11 protein-coding genes are annotated in these 12,050 nt (G+C 74.1%); 7 read left to right on the forward strand and 4 right to left on the reverse strand.

Annotated features, from left to right (window positions below):
* Together ACFVVU_RS06760 and pdhA are read right to left on the reverse strand one after the other, a co-directional pair.
* A complete protein-coding gene (locus ACFVVU_RS06760) occupies positions 1–1,011 on the reverse strand; it encodes an alpha-ketoacid dehydrogenase subunit beta (RefSeq protein WP_387788620.1) in 1,011 nt (336 codons plus the stop codon).
* Positions 1,011–2,150, reverse strand: coding sequence for a pyruvate dehydrogenase (acetyl-transferring) E1 component subunit alpha (gene pdhA / locus ACFVVU_RS06765; RefSeq protein ID WP_387788621.1), 1,140 nt, complete (start codon positions 2,148–2,150; stop codon positions 1,011–1,013). Before pdhA ends, ACFVVU_RS06760 begins: the two co-directional genes overlap by 1 nt.
* A 163-nt stretch (positions 2,151–2,313) precedes the next feature.
* Between pdhA and ACFVVU_RS06770 the strand changes: the two genes are divergently transcribed.
* A complete protein-coding gene (locus ACFVVU_RS06770) occupies positions 2,314–2,760 on the forward strand; it encodes an Lrp/AsnC family transcriptional regulator (protein WP_355362418.1) in 447 nt (148 codons plus the stop codon).
* A gap of 24 nt (positions 2,761–2,784) precedes the next feature.
* On the opposite strand, the gene ACFVVU_RS06775 is transcribed toward ACFVVU_RS06770, so the two are convergent.
* Positions 2,785–3,366, reverse strand: coding sequence for a TetR/AcrR family transcriptional regulator (locus ACFVVU_RS06775; RefSeq protein ID WP_380684641.1), 582 nt, complete (start codon positions 3,364–3,366; stop codon positions 2,785–2,787).
* A 124-nt stretch (positions 3,367–3,490) separates the two neighbouring features.
* Here ACFVVU_RS06775 and ACFVVU_RS06780 point away from each other — a divergent pair, with 124 nt between their 5' ends.
* The 3 genes from ACFVVU_RS06780 (at position 3,491) to ACFVVU_RS06790 (ending at position 8,298) form a co-directional block, all read left to right on the forward strand.
* Positions 3,491–4,759 (forward strand): glycosyltransferase family 39 protein, encoded by a 1,269-nt coding sequence (locus ACFVVU_RS06780; protein ID WP_380684640.1) that lies wholly within the window; start codon positions 3,491–3,493, stop codon positions 4,757–4,759.
* A 151-nt stretch (positions 4,760–4,910) separates the two neighbouring features.
* Positions 4,911–6,611 carry a phenylacetic acid degradation protein PaaN gene (gene paaN, locus ACFVVU_RS06785; RefSeq protein WP_387788622.1) on the forward strand — a complete coding sequence of 567 codons (1,701 nt, stop codon included), beginning with the start codon at positions 4,911–4,913 and terminating at the stop codon, positions 6,609–6,611.
* A gap of 193 nt (positions 6,612–6,804) precedes the next feature.
* Entirely contained in the window at positions 6,805–8,298 is a 1,494-nt protein-coding gene (locus tag ACFVVU_RS06790) for an FAD-dependent monooxygenase (RefSeq protein WP_387788623.1), read from the forward strand.
* 52 nt (positions 8,299–8,350) lie between these two features.
* Here ACFVVU_RS06790 and ACFVVU_RS06795 read toward each other — a convergent pair whose 3' ends face one another.
* Positions 8,351–8,917 carry a CGNR zinc finger domain-containing protein gene (locus ACFVVU_RS06795; protein WP_387788624.1) on the reverse strand — a complete coding sequence of 189 codons (567 nt, stop codon included), beginning with the start codon at positions 8,915–8,917 and terminating at the stop codon, positions 8,351–8,353.
* A 315-nt stretch (positions 8,918–9,232) separates the two neighbouring features.
* Here ACFVVU_RS06795 and ACFVVU_RS06800 point away from each other — a divergent pair, with 315 nt between their 5' ends.
* The 3 genes from ACFVVU_RS06800 to ACFVVU_RS06810 all read left to right on the forward strand — a co-directional run bounded on the left by ACFVVU_RS06800 (position 9,233) and on the right by ACFVVU_RS06810 (position 11,913).
* On the forward strand, positions 9,233–10,255 hold the full coding sequence (locus ACFVVU_RS06800) for a hypothetical protein (RefSeq protein WP_380681553.1): 1,023 nt from the start codon (positions 9,233–9,235) through the stop codon (positions 10,253–10,255).
* 199 nt (positions 10,256–10,454) lie between these two features.
* On the forward strand, positions 10,455–10,922 hold the full coding sequence (locus ACFVVU_RS06805; RefSeq protein WP_380681551.1) for a VOC family protein: 468 nt from the start codon (positions 10,455–10,457) through the stop codon (positions 10,920–10,922).
* A 25-nt stretch (positions 10,923–10,947) separates the two neighbouring features.
* Positions 10,948–11,913, forward strand: a complete 966-nt coding sequence (locus ACFVVU_RS06810) for a pyridoxamine 5'-phosphate oxidase family protein (protein WP_387788625.1) — start codon at positions 10,948–10,950, stop codon at positions 11,911–11,913.
* Positions 11,914–12,050: the final 137 nt, after the last annotated feature.

Below are 12,050 nucleotides of genomic sequence, written 5' to 3' on the forward strand. Positions count from 1 at the left end.
TCAGTCCTCCCACTGGAGCCGGGCGACCGCGTCCAGGATCCGGTCCACCCCGGGCAGGTGGTGGTGCTCCAGCATCGGCGGCGGGTACGGGATGTCGAAGCCGGTGACCCGCAGCACGGGCGCGGCCAGGTGGTGGAAGCAGCGCTCGGTGACCCGGGCGGCGATCTCCGCACCGGTGCCGCCGAAACCGCCGGCCTCGTGCACCACCACGGCCCGGCCCAGCGAGCGCACCACCCGGCAGACCGTCTCGTCGTCGAACGGCACCAGGGTGCGCAGGTCCAGCACCGCGAGGTCCCAGCCCTCGGCCCGTGCCACCTCGGCCGCCTCCAGGCAGACCGGCAGCGAGGGGCCGTAGGTGATCAGCACCGCGGAGGTGCCGGTACGCCGCAGCACCGCCCGACCGACCGGCTCGACCGGCACGGCCGGGTCGAACTCCGCCTTGCCCCAGTACATCCGCTTGGGCTCCAGGAAGACCACCGGGTCGTCCGAGGCGATCGAGGCCCGCAGCAGCCCGTAGGCGTCGGCCACCGTCGCGGGGGTGACCACGTGCAGGCCCGGGGTCGAGGCGTAGTAGGCCTCGGAGGCGTCGCTGTGGTGCTCGACGCCGCCGATGCCGCCGCCGTAGGGGATCCGGACGGTGATCGGCAGCGGCAGCCGGCCGGCCGTGCGGTTGCGCATCTTGGCCACGTGCGAGAACAGCTGTTCCAGCGCCGGGTAGGCGAAGGCGTCGAACTGCATCTCCACCACCGGCCGCAGCCCGTACATGGCCATGCCGACGGCGGTGCCGAGGATGCCCGCCTCGGCCAGCGGGGTGTCCAGGCAGCGGTCCGCGCCGAACTCGGCGGTCAGTCCGTCGGTGATCCGGAAGACGCCGCCGAGCGCGCCGACGTCCTCGCCGAGCACGTGCACCGTCGGGTCCTCGCGCATGGCGTCGCGCAGCGCCGAGTTGAGCGCCTGCGCCATGCTGGCGGTCCGGACGCCGGTGGGGGCGGGGGTGGCGGCCGTCGTCATCAGTGCTGCACCTCGGCCTCGGCGGCCAGCTCCTCGGCCAACCGCGCCGCCTGCTCGCGCAGCTGCGGGGTCGGCTCGGCGTACACATGGGCGAACAGGGACATCGGGTCGAGCTCCGGGTCGGCGTGGAACTCGGCGCGCATCCGGGCCGCGAGCGCCTCGCCCTCGTCGGCCGCCTCCCGCACCAGGGCGTCGTCCAGCACCCCCAGCTCGCGCAGCGCCCGCTCCATCAGCAGGATCGGGTCGTGCTCGCGCCAGGCCGTGACCTCGGTCTCGGTCCGGTAGCGGGTGGCGTCGTCGGCGTTGGTGTGCGCCTCGGCCCGGTAGGTGAGCGCCTCGATCAGGGTCGGGCCGCCACCGGTCCGGGCCCGCTCGACGGCCTCGGCCAGGACGCCGTGCACGGCGGGCGCGTCGTTGCCGTCCACCAGCCGGCCGGGCATCCCGTAGCCGACGGCCTTGTGGGCCAGGGTCGGGGCGGCGGACTGCGCGCTCAGCGGGACGGAGATCGCGTACCCGTTGTTCTGCACCAGGAAGACCACCGGTGCCTGCAGCACGGCGGCGAAGTTCAGCGCCTCGTGGAAGTCGCCCTCGCTGGTGCCGCCGTCGCCGAGCATCGCCAGCGCGACCACCGGGTCGCCGCTCAGCCGGGCGGCGTGCGCCAGTCCGACGGCGTGCGGGCCCTGGGTGGCCAGCGGGGTGCAGAGCGGGGCGGTCCGGCTGGCGCGCGGGTCGTAGCCGGTGTGGGCGTTGCCGCGCAGCAGGGTGAGCGCCTCCAGCGGGTCCACGCCGCGCGAGACCACGGCCAGGGTGTCGCGGTAGCTGGGGAACAGCCAGTCGCGCTCGCCGAGCACCAGCGCGGCGGCGACCTGGCAGGCCTCCTGCCCGGTCGAGGCCGGGTAGACGGCGAGCCGGCCCTGCTTGGTGAGGGTGGTGGCCTGCTGGTTGTACCGGCGGCCGACGACCAGGCGGCGGTACAGCTCGCGGAGCAGGGCGGGGTCGTACTTCTCCAGTGCGGGGGTACCGAGGACGCGGACGGGAGCGGGGTCCGGGAGCAGCGGGGCCGGGTCGGTGCGCGGGGCGGTGGCCCCGGGCAGCCAACCGGGCACCGCCGGGTGGTGTCTGTGGTCGAGAACGGTCATCTCGGGCACCTCCAGGGGTGGCGGGGGCTCCCTACCGATTGTTCGGTCGTCTGTTCATCTTGACCAGAAGCGTGCGAAGGTGGTGGACAATCGGCCCGGGTGGCGGTCGACTGGTGGCAGTGCGTCCAATCGGTGGGGGTGGGGGGTCATGTCGGCTGAACAGATGTCCAGACTCGACCGGGTCGACCGGTCGATCCTGCGGCTGCTGCAGCAGGACGGCCGCGCCTCGATCCGCTCGGTGGCCGAGCGGGTGCACGTGTCCCGGGCGAACGCGTACGCCCGGATCTCCAGGATGGTCGAGGACGGCGTCATTCGCGGCTTCACGGCCAGGGTGGACCACGAACGCGCAGGTCAGGGCGCGTCCGCCTACATCACCCTGAAGATCGTGCAGAACTCCTGGCGCACCGTGCGCGAGCAGCTGCTGGCGCTGCCCGGGGTCGCGCACATCGCCCTGGTCGGCGGCGACTTCGACGTCCTGCTGCTGGTGCACACCGCCGACAACCACGCCCTGCGGGAGCTGGTGCTCAACCGGATCCAGTCCATCCCGCAGGTCCTCGGCACCCGCACCATGCTGGTCTTCGAGGAGACCGACCAGGTCCCGCCGGACTGACCCGCCCGGTTCGGCGGGCCCTGTTCAGCGGGCCCGCAGGCCGTCGAAGGCCAGGTGGACCACCGCGTCCGCGATGCCGTCGGCGGCCTTGCCCGGCCGGTACCACTCCACGATCGAGTTGATCATGCCGAAGAGCAGCCGGGTGGCCAGCCGCGGCTCGACGTCCGTCCGCAGCGCGCCGTCCGCCACCGCGGCCCGCACCAGCTCGGCCACCTGGTGGTCGAACTCCCGGCGGCGCTCCAGCGCCCACTGCTCGGTGGCCGTGTTGCCGCGTACCCGCAGCAGCAGGGTGACGTAGGGCAGCTCCGTCAGGAGCACCTCGGTGGTCCGCCGTACGACGTGCTCCAGCCGCTCCACCGCCGGCCCGTCGACCGCGCCCGGCTCGGCCAGGATCGCGAACAGTCCGTCCAGCGCCCGCCCGACGGCGAGCCGCAGCAGTTCCTCCTTGCCGCGCACGTGGTGGTAGATCGACGACTTGGAGATCCCGGCCGCGCGCGACAGGTCCTCCATCGAGGTGCCGTCGTAGCCGCGCTCGTTGAAGACGTCGACGGTCACCGCGAGCAGGGACTCCACGGTGTAGGCGGTGCGCGTGGTGTGATCGGCCATCCTCCGAGTATCCCCGCCCGCCCCGGTGCGGCGGCGTCCGGGTGCCCTGGTCCACACCAAATCGCGGGCCCACGCCCTAGACTCGGCGGACGATCCGTCCGTGGCCGACCAGGTGGGGTAGTCGATGAGCGCAATACCGGCAGTCGAATCCGATCTGCCCGAGCAGCGCAGCGACGGATCGGCGACCGGCACCACGGCCGACTGGCGCGACCGCGCCCGCGACCTGGTGCTGCGCTTCGGCCCGGCCGTGTGGTGCTACGCGGTGCTGAAGCTGGTCGGCTTCACCGTCTTCATGAAGCTGCTCTCCTTCTCCGGCGACTACCTGGAGAAGCACCCCCGGTTCGGCGGCGGCGCCAACCCCTGGGACGTGCTGGCCAGCTGGGACGGCTGGTGGTACCAGCAGGTCGCCCAGTTCGGCTACCACCCGGCGCTGGTGCCGGTCCCCGGCGGCACCCCGGGCTTCACCATCGAGCAGAACTCCGCCGCCTTCTTCCCGCTCTACCCCGGCCTGATGCGGCTGGTCTCGGAGATCAGCCCGTTCGGCCTGTACGGCGCCGGGATGCTGGTCTCGGTGGTCGCCTCGCTGTTCGCCGCGGCCGGCATCTACGCGGTGGTCGACAAGCTGGCCGGCCCGCGCGCCGGCGTGATCGCGGCCGGGCTGTGGGCGATCGCCCCGGGCTCCGGCGCCGAGTGGGCGCTCTACTCGGACTCGCTGTTCATAGCGCTGGCCGCCTGGGCCTGCTACTGCGTGATGACCAAGCAGTGGGTGGCGGCCGGGGTGATCACCCTGATCGCGGGCCTCAACCGGCCCACCTCGGCGGCGCTGATCGGCGCGGTCGGCCTGGCCGCGCTGGTGGAGCTGTACCGGCGGGACAGCGGGGTGCTGCGCCCGCTGACCGGGCTGCTGCTGGCCCCGCTCGGACTGCTCGGCTACGTCGGCTGGGTGGGCTGGCGGATGGGCGACTGGGGCGGCTACTTCACGCTCCAGCGGGACGCCTGGCTGCACTACTTCGACTGGGGCCAGGGCACCTGGAACGCGATCCGCGGCGTGCTGCTGGGCCGCAACGACTACCCCTTCGCCTACCACACCTCGGACATGCTGGCGACGCTGCTGGTGCTGAGCCTGCCGGTGCTGATCGTGCTGCTGGTCCGGCTGCGCCCGCCGCTGGTGCTGACCGCGTACACCCTGGCCACCATCGTCTCGGTGCTCGGCAGCCTGGGCATCTTCGGCAACACCTCGCGCTACCTGCTGCCGGCCTTCCCGCTGCTGATAGCGCTCGCGGTGGCGATGCGCAGGCTGAGCTGGCCGGTGCTGGCCGGGGTGCTCGGCACCGGCGCGGTCGCCTCCGGCTGGTACGCCGGCTACGTGATCTTCGAGCTCGGCATCCCGTAGGCCCCGCCGCCACCCACTGCCACGACCGGCCGGGGGCGCGTCCGTGATCGGACGCGCCCCCGGCCTTTGTTCACCGTTCGCCCTCTTGAGCCGACCGATCGTTCGGTTACTCTGTGACGTGTCCCGTCCTCCCCTCTGAGGAGCGCACACCATGTCCGCAGCGGTCACCCACCCCCACGTCGCCGAGCTCGTCGAACGCCACCGGGCCACCCTGGAGGCCGCCGTCGACGCCGCCGCCGAGCGCGACTACTGGTCGCCCTACCCCGAGTTCCCCAAGGCCTACGGCGAGAGCGCCGCCGCGGACGGCAGGGCCGCCTTCGAGTCGCGGCTGAACCGGCCGTTCGAGCTGCCCGGCCACCCCGTCGACGGCGACCTGGTCGGCGGCGAGGCCTCCCCGTACGGCCTGGAGCTGGGCATCGGCTACCCGCACGCCGGACCGGACGCCCTGATCGCCGCGCTGAGCGCCGCCCGGCCGGCCTGGGCCGCCGCCGGTCCGCTCGCCCGCGCCGCCGTCTGCCTGGAGGTCCTGGCCCGGATCAACGCCCGCTCGCACGAGTTCGCCAACGCCGTCATGCACACCACCGGCCAGGCCTACGCGATGGCCTTCCAGGCCGGCGGCCCGCACGCCCAGGACCGCGGCCTGGAGGCCGTCGCCTACGCGTACACCGAGCAGACCCGGCTGCCGGAGAGCGCCGGCTGGACCAAGCCGCAGGGCAAGCGCGACCCGCTGGTGATGACCAAGGAGTTCACCGTCGTCCCGCGCGGCCTGGCGCTGCTGATCGGCTGCAACACCTTCCCCACCTGGAACGGCTACCCCGGCCTGTTCGCCTCGCTGGCCACCGGCAACCCGGTGCTGGTCAAGCCGCACCCGCGCGCCGTCCTCCCGCTGGCGCTCACCGTCGAGGTCGCCCGCGAGGTGCTCGCCGAGGCCGGCTTCGACCCGAACACGGTCTGCCTGGCCGTCGAGCACGAGGGCGGCACCGTGGCCGCCACCCTGGCCGTGCGCCCGGAGATCAAGCTGATCGACTACACCGGCTCCACCGCCTTCGGCGACTGGCTGGAGGAGAACGCCCGGCAGGCCGAGGTGTACACCGAGAAGGCCGGCGTCAACACCGTGGTCGTCGACTCCACCGACGACTACAAGGGCATGCTGAACAACCTGGCCTTCTCGCTCTCGCTGTACAGCGGCCAGATGTGCACCACCCCGCAGAACCTGCTGATCCCGCGCGGCGGCATCGACACCGACCAGGGCGCCAGGTCCTACGACGAGGTGGTCCGCGACCTCGCCGCCGCCATCGAGGGCCTGCTCTCCGACGACGCCCGCGCCACCGCCGTCCTCGGCGCGGTGGTCAACCCCGGCGTGCTGCAGCGCTCGGCCGCCGCGGCCGGCGGCGAGTACGGCGAACTCGCCCTCGCCCCGCGGGCGGTGGAGCACCCGGAGTTCCCCGGCGCGACGGTCCGCACCCCCGCGCTGGTCAAGCTGGACGCCGACAAGCCGGACGACCGCGCCGTCTACCGCGGCGAGTGCTTCGGCCCGGTCTCCTTCGCCGTCGCGGTCGAGAACACCGCCGCCGCGGTCGAACTGCTGCGCGACACCGTCCGCAGCCGGGGCGCGATGACCGCCTCCGGCTACACCACCTCGCCCGAGGTCGAGGCCGCCCTGGTGGAGGCCGCCCTCGACTCCGGCGTCTCGCTCTCGCTCAACCTCACCGGCGGGGTGTACGCCAACCAGACCGCCGCCTTCTCCGACCTGCACGGCACCGGCGCCAACCCGGCCGCCAACTCCGCCTACTGCGACGGCGCCTTCGTCGCCAACCGGTTCCGCACCGTGGAGATCCGCCGCCACAGCTGATCGCCCGCTCGCCTCCGGGCCCTCCGACCCGCTGCGGCTCGGGGCGGGCGCCCTCGGACGTGTGCTCGCCCCCGGTCCCCGGCCACTCGCCGGGGACCGGAGATTCACAACGTCACGCCCGGGAAGCGATGATGGAGGCGGGGAAACGCCACACCCGGCGTCCATCCGCTGTTCGAGCACCGGGAGCTGACACATGACCGAGAAGCAGACCGTCACCGACGTCATCGTGGTCGGCGCCGGACCGACCGGCCTGCTGCTGGCCGGCGACCTCGCCGCCGCCGGGGTGGGCGTCACCGTCCTGGAGAAGCGCGCCTCCGAGTCCAACCTCACCCGGGCCTTCGCCGTGCACGCCCGCACCCTGGAGCTCCTGGACGCCCGCGGCCTCGCCGACGAGCTCATCGCCACCGGCCGACCGCTCGGTCACCTGCGGCTCTTCAACAAGCTCCGGGTCGAGCTCACCGACCTCCCCACCCGCTTCCCCTTCGTCCTGATCACCCCGCAGTACCGCACCGAACAGCTGCTGCTCGACCGGGCCGTGAAGGCCGGTGCGACGATCGTGCGCGGCGCCGAGGTGACCGGCCTGCAGCAGGACGCCGACGGCGTCACCGTCGAGACCGTCGAGAACGGCGCCGCCACCACCCGCCGGGCCCGCTACGCGGTCGGCGCCGACGGCGTGCACTCCACCGTCCGCGAGCTGCTCGGACTGCCCTTCCCCGGCGAGTCGGTGGTCGACTCCGTACTGCTGGCGGACGTCCGGCTGGAGCGCGAGCCCGACGAGGCGGTCAGCGTCGGCGCCAACGAGCACGGCTTCTCCTTCCTGGTGCCGTTCGGCGACGGCTGGTACCGGATCATCGCCTGGGACCGCGCCGAGCGGTTCACCGACGGCACCACGCCCCCGCTCGACGTGCTCGCCGACATCGCCCGCGACACCCTCGGCGAGGACTACGGCCTGCACGACGTCCGCTGGAGCTCCACCTTCCACAGCGACGAGCGGCAGGTGCCCAACTACCGTTCCGGACGGGTCCTGCTGGCCGGCGACGCGGCCCACTGCCACTCCCCGGCCGGCGGTCTGGGCATGAACACCGGACTGCAGGACGCCGCCAACCTCTCCTGGAAGCTCGCCGCCGCCGTCCGCGGCCGGGCCACCGACGCGCTGCTCGACACCTACCAGACCGAGCGCCACCCGGTCGGCCGGGCGGTGCTGCGCACCTCCGGCGCGCTGATCCGGCTCGCGCTCGCCCAGTCGGCCGCCACCCGGGCGCTGCGCGGCGCGCTCGCCTCGATCGCCGAGCACGTCGACCTGGTCGTGGAGCGCGGCGCCCGCACCATCTCCGGCATCGGCATCGCCTACCCGGCGCCCAAGGACGCCCACCCGCTGGTCGGCAAGCGCGTCCCGGACCTGCGGCTGACCGCCCTGGAGCAGCCCCGCGAGGGCGGTCCGGCCGCCCCGCAGCGGCTCTACGAGGCCCTGCGGGCCGGCGAGTTCGTCCTGGTCAGCAATGACGAGGTGACGGCCGCCGACCCGTGGGCGGACCGCCTGGTCACCGCCGCCCCGGCCGATCCGCACGGCAAGCTGCGCGACACCGTGCTGCTGATCCGCCCGGACGGCTACGCCGCCTGGGCCGCGGTCGACCCGGGCGCCGGCGAGCTGCGCGCCGCGCTCACCGAGTGGCTCGGCGAGGCCTGACCCACCGGCCCGACCCCACCCAGCCCGGCCCCGGGGCTCCACGGCCCCGGGGTCAGGCCTTCGCCTTCTCGTAGTGCCGGGCCGCCTTCGCCCGGTTGCCGCACACCGCCATCCGGCACCAGCGGCGGCGGCCGTTCTGCGAAGTGTCGAAGAAGTGCAGGATGCACGCCTCGTTCGCGCACTTCCTGATCCGCCGCGGTCCCCGGGCCAGCAGCCCCAGGAAGTCGTCCACCACCAGCCAGGCGGCCAGCCGGTGCGGCTCGTCCACCTCGACCCGGTCCACCGGCCCGGCCGCCGAGGCCTCCCGCCGCACCCGCCCGTGCCGCAGCACCACGTCGAGACCGGCCAGCTCGACGGCCCCGGGCAGCCGGCCGGCGTCCAGTTCGCGGACCGCCGCCGCCAGCGCCTCCCGGGCCTCCAGCAGGGCGGCCAGCCCGGCCGGGTCCGCCGCGCACCGCCCGGCCAGTCCGGCCGAGGAGAGCCAGATCGCGTGGCCCCCGGGCGCGGCGAAGAGGTCGTTGACCGGCACACCGGCCCACCGGGTGTTCAGCAGGTCGAGCGCGAGCGGCTCGCCGAGCAGCGGGCGCGGGTCCCGCGGGTCTGCCGTCCGCTCCGTCATCGTCGCTCCCTCGCTGCCTCGCCCTCGAACGGTCCCCGAGTCTACGTCCGGCCCCGTCCGGGCGGTTCCTGGCCGGAACAGGACAGTGGACCGGCCGGATCGCGCCGCCCGCCCGGGGAAAGGGCGGTGTGTTTCCGTACTGTTTCAAGATCGCTCACTCGGCGGTCCACCCCCCGTGACCACTGTCATACGCACGACTGATGACGTAGCCTCTCGACCGTGCATAGGGTTCCCCACAGCTCGGCGAGGCCATTGACGGCGCGTTCCGGCGCCGCACCGGGTCTGCCGAACCCGCTCGGTGGGGAAGGTAACCACATGGCCTCACAGCACCCCCAGGACGCACGACTCAGACTGGTCGGGCCGCGCCAGGACACACCCGCGCCCACCCCCCGGCCACCCGCTCCGCCGCTGTCGCCCGCCCCGACGCCCGGGCGCCCGAGCCCCACCGGTGGCTTCGCCGACACCCTGCACGTGGCGATCGAGGCCAGCGGCCTCAGCCTGGACCGGATCCGCGCGGCACTCGCCCAACGGGGCGTCAGAGTCAGCGTCACGACGTTGAGTTACTGGCGGCGCGGACGCAGCCAGCCCGAGCGGGCCAGCTCGCTGCGCGCCGTGCACCTGCTGGAGGAACTGCTCGGTCTGCCGCACTCCACGCTGTCCGCGCTGCTCGGCCCGCCGCGTCCGCGCGGCCGCTGGGCGGCCAACGCCAGCACCAGCCATCTGCGGCTGGAGGACGTCTGGCCGGGCGAGCAGGAGATCTCCGAGGTCTTCGCCGAACTGGACGCACCGCCGGCCGGCGAGCTGGAGCGGCTCTCGGTCCACGACTCGTACTACGTCGACGCCGACCGCCGCGGCAACCTGATGCGGATCCGCCTGGTGGTGCGCGCCACGGTGGCCGGGGTGACCCGCTGCCTGGTGGTCCACAAGGCCGACGAGGAGGCGACCGGCTGTCCGGAGCTCACCGACGTGCGGCACGGCCGGCTCGGCCGGGTGCGCCGCCGCCCGGAATCCGGACTGATCGTCGGCGAGGTGATGCTGGACCGCCCGCTGGGCCTCGGTGACAGCACCGTCTTCGAGTACGAGGTGGCGATCCCGTCCGGCGGCGCCGAGACGACCGAGTACAGCCGCCGCTTCGCCACGCCGGTGCGCGAGTACGTGCTCCAGGTGCACTTCGACCCGACGACCGTGCCGGTGCACTGCGAGCGCTACGACCGCGACCCGGGGGCGGACGTCGACCGCCGCCGCGAGCAGCTCTGGATCGGCGCCTCGGCCAGCGCCCATGTGCTCGCCCCCGACCAGCAGCCGGGCCACGTCGGCGTCCGCTGGGAGTGGGAGTAGCCGCACCGCGGCCCGGCGCCCGCGCGCCCGCTCCCTCGCACGGCCCCTCCGCATCCTTGTCATGGCACAGCCATGCCCGAAAAACCTAACCATTGAAAACGCCAATACTGGTTGACCCTCCTTCGATCTAACCAGTACCGTCATCCACAACGGTTAAGTGCGGCGCCCGGAGGCGTCCTGACCAGGGGAGTGATCAGGCATGTCCGGCACCATCAGCAGCACCCTGCAGACCGGCCACGTGGGGCTGAACGTCACCGATCTGACCCGCTCGACCGCGTTCTACCGGCGCGTCCTCGGCCTGGAGCTGGTCAACGAGGGCACCGATCCGGAGCGCCGCTTCGCCTTCCTCGGCCGCGACGGCCGCCCGGTGCTGACGCTCTGGCAGCAGAGCGAGGGCTCCTTCCCCACCGGCGCGCCCGGCCTGCACCACCTCTCCTTCCAGGTCGACTCGCTCGACGAGGTCCGCGCCGCCGAGGCCCTGCTGCGCGAACTGGGCGCCTCCTTCACCTACGACGGCGTCGTCCCGCACCGCGAGGGCGCCGCCTCCGGCGGGATCTTCTTCACCGACCCGGACGGCATCCGGCTGGAGATCTACACCCCGGCCGGGGTCGACGCCACCGGCGCCCCGGCCCCCACCGAGTCCGCCCCGACCTGCGGGTTCTTCTAACCGCCCGCCGAGGGAGGCACCCGCGATGAGCACCGGCGGCCAGGCCCACCGATCCGGCCCGTCCCACCGACCCGGGCCGTACCACCCCGGCGAACGGGCCGTGCAGCACCGGGCCGGCCGGACGGACCGCGCCGACCACTCCGGCCGCGCCGTCGGCAGCACCATCCCGGCCGTGGCCGCCCGCTTCCTCACCGAGCGGCGGGTGCTGGTGGCCGGCGCGGCCGACGCCGACGGCCGGCTCTGGGCCACCCAGCTCAGCGGCCCGGCCGGCTTCCTGCGGGCCGCCGACGAGCGGACCGTGACGGTGGCCGCCCGGCCGGCCGGGGCGGACCCGCTGGCGGCCACCCTGGCCGGCCCCGCCGAGGTGGGCACCATCGCCCTGGACCCGGCCGGCCGGCGCCGGATGCGGGTCAACGGCCGCTCCGTGCCGGACGGCCGGGGCGGCCTGGTGATCAGCGCCGACCAGGTCTACGCCAACTGCCCGAAGTACATCCAGCGCCGCCACCCGGCGGACCGTCCGGAGGCCGGCGCCCCGCGCCGGGTGGCGGCCGGCTCCGCGCTGAGCACCGCCCAGCAGCTGTGGCTGAGCACCGCCGACACCTTCTTCGTCGCCACCGCCGGGCCGGACGGCGCGATGGACGCCTCGCACCGCGGCGGCGACCCGGGCTTCCTGCGGGCACTCGGACCGGACCGGCTGCGCTGGCCCGACTACGCGGGCAACAGCATGTTCATGACGCTGGGAAACCTGGAACTCGACCCCCGGGCCGGGCTGCTCGTCCCGGACTGGGAGACCGGCGGCGCGCTGCTGATCACCGGCGAGGCCAGGACCGACTGGTCCGGACCGGCCGCCGCCGGCCTGCCGGGCGCCGAGCGCGTGGTCGACCTGGCCGTCACCGGCGTCGTCGAACTGGCCGACGCCACTCCGCTGGCCTGGACCGGGCCCGAGTACTCGCCCGCCAACCCGCCGGGCGCCCGACGGTCCGTCTCCTGACCGCCCGCCATGTCCCGTCCGGGAGTGCCCCCCAGCGCCCCCTACCGCCCCCTCCGACACCGCGCCACCGACCGGGCGCCGAACGGCCGTCACCCGTTCGGCGTAATCCGCCATGGCGCCCGGCGGTCCGCTTTGGG

Source organism: Kitasatospora sp. NPDC057965, from assembly GCF_042887135.1.
Taxonomy (GTDB): domain Bacteria; phylum Actinomycetota; class Actinomycetes; order Streptomycetales; family Streptomycetaceae; genus Kitasatospora.

Excerpts from the sequence above, each read along its gene's own strand:
- ACFVVU_RS06760 (WP_387788620.1), bottom strand. The coding sequence starts at position 1,011 with ATGACGACGGCCGCCACCCCCGCCCCCACCGGCGTCCGGACCGCCAGC.
- pdhA (WP_387788621.1), bottom strand. The coding sequence starts at position 2,150 with ATGACCGTTCTCGACCACAGACACCACCCGGCGGTGCCCGGTTGGCTG.
- ACFVVU_RS06770 (WP_355362418.1), top strand. The coding sequence starts at position 2,314 with ATGTCCAGACTCGACCGGGTCGACCGGTCGATCCTGCGGCTGCTGCAG.
- ACFVVU_RS06775 (WP_380684641.1), bottom strand. The coding sequence starts at position 3,366 with ATGGCCGATCACACCACGCGCACCGCCTACACCGTGGAGTCCCTGCTC.
- ACFVVU_RS06780 (WP_380684640.1), top strand. The coding sequence starts at position 3,491 with ATGAGCGCAATACCGGCAGTCGAATCCGATCTGCCCGAGCAGCGCAGC.
- paaN (WP_387788622.1), top strand. The coding sequence starts at position 4,911 with ATGTCCGCAGCGGTCACCCACCCCCACGTCGCCGAGCTCGTCGAACGC.
- ACFVVU_RS06790 (WP_387788623.1), top strand. The coding sequence starts at position 6,805 with ATGACCGAGAAGCAGACCGTCACCGACGTCATCGTGGTCGGCGCCGGA.
- ACFVVU_RS06795 (WP_387788624.1), bottom strand. The coding sequence starts at position 8,917 with ATGACGGAGCGGACGGCAGACCCGCGGGACCCGCGCCCGCTGCTCGGC.
- ACFVVU_RS06800 (WP_380681553.1), top strand. The coding sequence starts at position 9,233 with ATGGCCTCACAGCACCCCCAGGACGCACGACTCAGACTGGTCGGGCCG.
- ACFVVU_RS06805 (WP_380681551.1), top strand. The coding sequence starts at position 10,455 with ATGTCCGGCACCATCAGCAGCACCCTGCAGACCGGCCACGTGGGGCTG.
- ACFVVU_RS06810 (WP_387788625.1), top strand. The coding sequence starts at position 10,948 with ATGAGCACCGGCGGCCAGGCCCACCGATCCGGCCCGTCCCACCGACCC.